This window comes from Frigoribacterium sp. RIT-PI-h (assembly GCF_001297205.1).
Classification (GTDB): Bacteria; Actinomycetota; Actinomycetes; order Actinomycetales; family Microbacteriaceae; genus Frigoribacterium.
The window spans coordinates 38783-44792 of the sequence record NZ_LHOZ01000039.1 but is presented as its reverse complement, the minus strand read 5'-3'; the positions used below and the strand labels follow the sequence as shown (position 1 = coordinate 44792).

At 72.9% G+C, this 6010-nt stretch carries 2 protein-coding genes; both read right to left on the bottom strand.

Features of this window, described 5'->3' with window-relative positions; genetic code table 11:
- Nucleotides 1-250 precede the first annotated feature (250 nt).
- Nucleotides 251-1027 (bottom strand): DNA-formamidopyrimidine glycosylase family protein, encoded by a 777-nt coding sequence (locus AEQ27_RS03245; protein WP_054145378.1) that lies wholly within the window; start codon nt 1025-1027, stop codon nt 251-253.
- 3 nt (nt 1028-1030) lie between these two features.
- The gene (locus AEQ27_RS03240; protein WP_054145382.1) at nt 1031-5959 is read right to left on the bottom strand and encodes a DEAD/DEAH box helicase; all 4929 of its coding nucleotides are present in this window, start codon (nt 5957-5959) and stop codon (nt 1031-1033) included.
- Nucleotides 5960-6010 lie beyond the last annotated feature (51 nt).

The window sequence follows — 6010 nt, the reverse complement described above, 5'->3', positions numbered from 1 at the left end:
GAATCTGGGGAACCGTTCTGAGCGGCAGGCTGATTGCGGGGCACGCGCGGCGCACGCGACAGCCGCGACCAAGGCTATGCGTCGGCAGCGTCAGAGGGGTATAAGAGACAGGGCTGGGGGTGCTGGTGTTCGACATGGTCGTCCTCTCGCGCTGACGGGCTCGCCGGGTACGGCCGTCGGGTGCCGCCGATCGTAGGCACGTCGCCTCGGACCGACGCTGCGCCGCGTCACGGGACGTCACACGCGGGACTCAGCTCTGGCAGTGCGGGCACCAGTAGGTGTCGCGCAGCTCGAGTTCGCTCTCGCCGAGTTCGCCCCGCAGGATCTTCGTGCCACAGCGCAGGCACGGCTTGCCCGCCCGGCCGTAGACCCAGTCCGTCGTGCCGCGGAGGTTGCCGGTCGTGGTGCGGTCCACGCGGTCTTTGTTGGCCTGGATCAGCCGGTGCGCGAGGTCGATCATCTTGGGCCGGTTCTCGACCTCGCCGACGGGACGCGTCGGCAGGACGCCCCGGAGGAAGCAGAGCTCGTTGCGGTACACGTTGCCCACCCCGGCGAGCACCCGCTGGTCGAGCAACGCGAGCCCGACCTCGCGGGCCGGGTCGGCCTCGAGGTTGGCGAGGGCACGCGCGGCGTCCCAGTCGGGGCCGAGCAGGTCGGGGCCGAGGTACGAGACCACGCTGTCGTCGTCGTCGCGGGCCACGAGCTCGACGATGCCGAGGTCGAACCCGACGGCGACCCAGTCGGCGGTCTCGAGCACGACGCGCGCCTGGTAGGCCGGGCGCTTCCACTTCGTGCCGTGCCGGTAGACGTGCCACGAGCCCTCCATCTTGAGGTGCGTGTGCAGTGTCAGGTCGCCGATGTGGTGCAGCAGGTGCTTGCCGCGCGCGATGACGTCGTCGATCACCTCACCGCTGAGGTCGACGGTGGCGAACGCCGGCACCCGGAAGTCGCTGGCGGTGAGCGTCTGGCCGTGCAGCACCGCGTCGAGGTTCTTGGCGGCGCGGTAGACGGTGTCTCCTTCGGGCATCGGTCAGGACCTCAGCCGGATGCCGCTGGGCGTCGGTGCGAACCCGGCGTCGCGCAGGGCGTCGCCGAGCGCGGTGCCCAGCACGAACTCGCCGTCGACCCGTTCGACCGCGAGCTTGCCGATGCGGTTGCGCACGGTGGCGGCCAGTGAGCCCGCGGCCAGGGCGAGCTCGCGCTCGTCGGGCTCGCCGAAGGTCAGCACCGTCTTGCCGCCGCGTTCGACGTAGACGACGAGTCGCCCGTCGACGAGCACCACGAGCGATCCGGCCTTGCGCCCCGGGCGGTGACCCGACTTCTTCCCGCCGCCCGCGCCTCCTGAGGTGTCGTTCGTCGCGCGGCCGCCGCCCCCCGAGGAGGCGCGGGTCGCGGCACCCGCGGAGCCCGCTTCGGCCCGCGTCCCGGCTCCCGTCGCCGTGGTCGCCGCCGCCGCGGTGGCGGCTCGTGCCGCCGCGCTCGCGACGGCCGCGGCCTCGTCGGCGGAGACCCCGTCGAGCGTCTGCCCGGGCCACGGCAGGGCGGCGCCGTAGGGGTTCGCCGGGTCGGTGGCGGCCAGGGTCACCACGGGCACGTCGCGCTGACGACCCGCGGCGACGAGGGTGTCGTCGTCACGGCGGTCGCCCTCGTCACGGACGAACGACCGCAGGCGGTCGACGGTCGGCCCGGTCGCGAACTGGGCCGCCCCCAGGCCTTCGACGAAGTAACCGCGCCGGGCCCGGCCGGTCTCTTCGAAGCCGCTCAGCACCTTATAGGCCGTCGAGAAGCCGCCACGGACGCCCTCGTTGACGACGGCGCCCCGGGTGACGACGCCGTGCCGCTCGAGCAGGATCTCGGCCGTCGCGGCGGCACGCACGGTGCCGTCGGGTTCGGCCAGAGGCAGCAGCGACCAGCGGCCGCCGACGGTGGGCGGACCCGCCTGGCGGGGCATGGCGACCCGGCCGCGGCTGCGGTACGACGAGCGGGACCGTGTCGGCGTGCGGGGCTTCGGGGTGCGGCCACCGCCGACCTGGGTGCGCAGGGGAGCGAAGGTGTCGTTGGTGATCTGCCCCGCCCAGACGAGCTGCCAGATGGCGGTCACCAGCGAGTCGTCGTCGGTGCTGCCGACGGCGTCGGAGAGTTGCCGGAAGAAGTAGGCCCCACCGCCGGCCAGGGCGGCGAGCACCTCGCGTTGCAGGTCGTCGGTCTCGGCCCCGGACGGTTCGGGCAGGGTGACCTGGGCGCCGTCGGCGAGGTGCAGGCTGACCCAGCCGTCGTTGCCGGGCAGGGTGCCGGTGCCCGACCAGATGACGTCGCCGGTGGCGGTGAGCTCGTCGAGCATCGACGGGTTGTAGTCGGTCACGCGGGCCGGCAGGATCAGGGACTCCCACGCCGAGGCGGGCAGCGAGACCCCGCTGAGCTGGTCGACGACCTGCACCACGCCGTCGAGGCCGCGCAGCCCCGAACCCTTGAGCCCGGTGGCGACGTGCTGCCAGGCGGGCAGGAAGCGTCCGAGCGTCTCGGGGGCGACGGGTGCGACCTCGTGACGCAGCGCCGCAAGCGACTTGCCGCGCAGTCGACGCAGCACCTCGGAGTCGCACCACTCGCTGCCCTGCTGCCGCGGCCGGAACTCGCCCTCGACGACGCGACGCTGGGTGGCGAGCTTGCGCAGGGTGTCCATCACGACGGCGGTGCCGAGGCCGAGACGGTCGGCGACCATGGCGGGGGTGAAGGGGCCGTGGGTGCGGGCGAACCGACCGATCAGGTCGCCCAGCGGGTCGTCGACCGGTTCGACGAACGCGGTCGGCACACCGATGGGCAGGGCGACGCCGAGGGCGTCGCGGAGGCGCGAGGAGTCTTCGATGCCGGCCCAGCGGACCGTGCCGGCGTGGGTGAAGCGGAGGACGCGGTTCGACCAGGCGAGGTCGGTCAGGGCGGTCTCGAGCGCGCGGTGGGCGTCGTCGCGGGCGGCGACGTCGCCGGTGACGAGGGTCGCCGCGAGCCAGCTGCGGTCGATGATCTCGTCGGTGGTCAGCGGGCCGAGCAGGCGCAGCAGGTCGACGACGCCCTCGATGTCGCGGGCCCGGCGGTCGGGTGCGAGGCGCTGCAGTTCGAGCTCGTGCTGGTCGATGACGTCGGCGTCGAGCAGCTCGCGCAGTTCGGCCCGGCCGAGCAGTTCTTGCAGCAGGCTCGAGTCGAGCGACAGGGCGGCCGCACGCCGCTCGGCGAGGGGCGAGTCGCCCTCGTACATGAACGCGGCGACGTAGCCGAAGAGCAGCGACCGGGCGAAGGGCGAGGGCACCTCGGTCTCGGTCTCGACGATGCGCACGGTGCGGCTCGCGAGGTCGCGGGTGAGGCTCATCAGGGCCGGCAGGTCGTACACGTCTTGCAGCACCTCGCGCACGGCCTCGAGCACGATCGGGAACTGCGGGTACTTGCGGGCGACGTCGAGCAGCTGCGACGAGCGCTGGCGTTGCTGCCAGAGCGGCGACCGCTTGCCGGGGTTGTACCTGGGCAGCAGCAGGGCCCGGGCGGCGCACTCGCGGAAGCGCGACGAGAACAGGGCGGAGCCGCCGACCTCTTCGGTGACGATCTCGTCGAGGTCGTCCAGCTCGAACGAGAACAGCTCGGCGCCGGGAGGCTCGGCGTCGGTGTCGGGGATGCGCACGACGATGCCGTCGTCGGCGGCCATCGCCCCGCCGTCGACGCCGAGCTGGTCGCGGATGCGGGCCGAGACCGCCAGCGCCCACGGCGCGTGCACCTGCATGCCGTACGGCGAGTGCAGGATGAGGCGCCAGTCGCCGAGCTCGTCGCGGAAGCGCTCGACCACGAGGGTGGTGTCGGTCGGTACGTACGACGTGGCGGCCTTCTGCTCGGCGAGGAACGCGATGAGGTTGCGGGCGGCCCGTTCGTCGAGGCCGCCGGCGGCGACGCGGGTGGTGGCGTCGGCCTCGCTCGAGTTCGACAACTCGCGGACGTAGCCGCCGATGGCCTTGCCGAGCTCGGCCGGCCGCCCGATGCCGTCGCCCTTCCAGAAGGGGACGCGACCGGGCTGGCCGTAGGCGGGCGAGACGAGCACACGGTCGTGGGTGATGTCCTCGATGCGCCAGCTGGTCGCCCCGAGGGCGAAGACGTCGCCGACCCGGGACTCGTAGACCATCTCTTCGTCGAGCTCGCCGACGCGGGCGGCCTTCTCGCCGACCATGAAGACGCCGAACAGGCCCCGGTCGGGGATGGTGCCGCCGCTCGTCACCGCGAGGCGCTGGGCGCCGGGGCGGCCGGTGAGCGTGCCGTGCACGCGGTCCCAGACGATGCGGGGCCGCAGCTCGGCGAACTCGTCGGACGGGTACTTGCCGCTGAGCAGGTCGAGGGTGGCGTCGAAGGCGGAGCGGGGCAGGGTGGCGAAGGGGGCGCTGCGACGCACGGTGTCGAACCAGGCGTCGGCGTCGAGCTCGTCGAGGGCGACGGCCGCGACGGTCTGTTGGGCCAGCACGTCGAGGGGGTTGGTCGGCACGCGCAGCTCTTCGATGAGCCCGGAGACCATGCGTTCGGCGGCGACGGCGGAGTGGATCAGGTCGGCCCGGTGCTTGGGGAACAGCACGCCACGGGAGGTCTCGCCGACCTGGTGCCCGGCACGGCCGACCCGCTGCAGGCCGCTGGCGACGGAGGGCGGCGACTCGACCTGGATGACGAGGTCGACCGCGCCCATGTCGATGCCGAGCTCGAGCGAGCTCGTGGCGACGACGCAGCGCAGTCGGCCGCTCTTGAGGTCGTCCTCGATGAGGGCGCGTTGGTCTTTCGAGACCGACCCGTGGTGGGCTCGGGCGAGCAGGGGATCGCTGCCCGCGGTCTGACCCGACCCGCCCATGAGCTGGGCCGGCGCCCCGCCTCCGACGGCCGGGTTGCGCTGTGCGGCGGGTGCCGGGGCGAAGGGGTCGACGGTGTCGACGGTGTCGACGCCGACGGTCCCGGCCGTGACCAACTGGCCCCGCGCCTCCTCGGTGGCACGCACGGCGGTCTCGAGGTCGCCGCCCTGGCGTTCGATCCAGATGTCGTTGAGGCGGGCCGTGAGGCGTTCGGCCAGGCGGCGTGAGTTCGAGAAGACGATGGTCGAGCGGTGTGCGGCGATGAGGTCGACGATGCCCTCTTCGACGTGCGGCCAGATCGACCCCTGGGGTGCGGCACCGGCGGCCGACCCTTCGAGCGGGGCGGCGGTGCCGAGCTCGGTCATGTCGTCGACGGGGACGACGACGCGCAGGTCGAACTTCTTGTCGGCGCGCGGGTTGACGATCGTGACCGGTGCCGGGCCGGCCAGGAAGCGGGCGACCTCTTCGGGCGGGCGCACGGTGGCGCTGAGGCCGATGCGCTGGGCGGGCTTCTCGAGCAGGGCGTCGAGACGCTCGAGCGAGAGGGCTAGGTGGGCGCCTCGCTTGGTCGAGGCGACGGCGTGGACCTCGTCGATGATGACGGTCTGCACGCCCTTGAGGGTCTCGCGCGCCTGCGAGGTGAGCATGAGGTAGAGCGACTCGGGCGTCGTGATGAGGATGTCGGTCGGGGTGCGGGCCAGCCGGCCTCGGTCGCTCGAGCTCGTGTCGCCCGAGCGCACGCCCACCGTGATGTCGGGAGCCTCGGTGCCCAGTCGTCGGGCCGTCTGGGTGATGCCCACGAGCGGCGAACGGAGGTTGCGCTCGACGTCGACGCCGAGCGCCTTGAGCGGCGAGATGTAGAGCACGCGGGTGCGGTGCAGCTTCTCGTCGGGCGGGGGAGACGAGGCCAGTGAGTCGATCGACCAGAGGAACGAGGCGAGCGTCTTGCCCGAGCCGGTCGGCGCGATGACGAGGGCGTGATCGCCCTGGCTGATGGCCGTCCAGGCGCCCTCCTGCGCGCGGGTCGGCGCGGCGAACGCCCCCCGGAACCACTCGCGGGTCGCGGGGGAGAAGCGGTCGAGCACGTCGGTCATCGCTGCCATCCTGCTCTGCACCACCGACATTCCGCCGAGATGTCACGACCT